The sequence below is a fragment of the Amycolatopsis sp. NPDC049691 genome, assembly GCF_040675005.1.
In the GTDB taxonomy this organism is placed as follows: domain Bacteria; phylum Actinomycetota; class Actinomycetes; order Mycobacteriales; family Pseudonocardiaceae; genus Amycolatopsis.
On record NZ_JBFANX010000053.1, the window covers coordinates 1 to 1077 of the forward strand.

The following is a 1077-nucleotide window of genomic DNA, read 5'->3' on the forward strand; positions in this document are numbered from 1 at the left end:
CTAGGTGTACTGCCCGGGGAGGTTGCGATCGTGGTGACACGTGATCGGATGATCTTGGTGTGAGGGAGGGCCTCCGGGTTCGGTGTGGATTGCGACGTCTACGCCGAGCAACGGAGGCCCTCGTGACCCACGCTAACGCACCTCTGACCCCGACCGGGAGACTGCGCCTGGCCCGCTGTGTCGTCGAGGACGGCTGGACGCTACGGCGGGCCGCGGAGCGGTTCCAGGTGTCGGTCTCCACCGCCGCGCGCTGGTCCGGTCGCTACCGCGACCTCGGCGAAGCCGGCATGGCCGACCGGTCTAGCCGGCCACGGACCAGCCCGGCCCGGACACCGACGCGGACTGAGCGGCGGGTCATCAAGGTCCGGGTGATCCGCCGGTGGGGACCTGCGCGGATCGCCTACCTGCTGGGCCTCAACCCTTCCACCGTGCACCGGATCCTGACCCGCTACCGACTGCCCCGGCTGGCCCACCTGGACCGGGCCACCGCCACCCCGATCCGCCGCTATGAACACCGCGCACCCGGTGACCTGGTCCACGTCGACATCAAGAAACTCGGCAACATCCCCGACGGCGGCGGCCACAGAGCCCTCGGCCGCGCCGCCGGCCGCCGCAACAGCGGTCAACGCGGCCACGGCTACGCCTACCTGCACAACGCCGTGGACGACCATTCCCGCCTGGCGTACACCGAAATCCTGGCCGATGAGACCCGGGAAACCGCGGTCGCGTTCTGGATCCGGGCTCAGGCGTTCTTCGCCGGTTACGGCGTCACCGTCCGCCGGGTGCTGACCGACAACGGCTCCTGCTACCGCTCACACCTGTGGCGTGACACGCTGCGCGAGGCGGGCATCGTCCCGAAACGAACCCGCCCTTACCGGCCGCAGACCAATGGCAAGGTGGAGCGGTTCAACCGCACCCTGCTCGACGAATGGGCCTACGCCCAGCCCTACCGCACCGACACCGAACGCCGCCGAGCCTTGCCACACTGGCTGCACACCTACAACCATCACCGCGGACACACCGCACTCGCAGGCCACCCACCCGCCAGCCGCGTCCCCAACCTCACAGGTCAGTACA

The 1077-nt window shown here is 69.5% G+C and carries 1 protein-coding gene; it reads left to right on the top strand.

Annotated features, from left to right (window positions below; all coding sequences use genetic code 11):
* Positions 1-122 precede the first annotated feature (122 nt).
* Positions 123-1077 (top strand): IS481 family transposase (locus tag AB0J40_RS47475; protein ID WP_364467276.1); only part of this gene is annotated, 955 nt, incomplete at its 3' end.